Annotated in this window: 1 protein-coding gene; it reads right to left on the bottom strand. The window is 74.1% G+C overall.

The genetic code is table 11. The features are described 5' to 3' along the window. Positions 1-228 (bottom strand): class I SAM-dependent methyltransferase (locus tag ACY9Z2_RS19470; protein ID WP_463611320.1); only part of this gene is annotated, 228 nt, incomplete at both ends.

The raw sequence follows: 228 nt of genomic DNA, 5'->3' as shown, positions 1-228 counted from the left end.
CGTCCTGGAGTACGACGTCGGGGCGGTCGGCCAGGACCCGCGACACCACCTCGGAGGTCTCGGCCACGACGGGCGAGCACGTCACGTAGGCCACCACTCCCCCGGGTCGCACCGCGTCGACCGCCGAGCGGAGCAGTCGCTCCTGCAGCGGGACGAGGTCGTCGAGGTCTGAGGGTGTACGGCGCCAGCGTGACTCCGGACGGCGGCGCAGGGCGCCCAGACCGGAGC

This window comes from Virgibacillus sp. GM2-2, assembly GCF_055329585.1.
The sequence above is the reverse complement of the archived record's forward strand: the minus strand, read 5'-3'. Positions and strand labels throughout refer to the sequence as shown.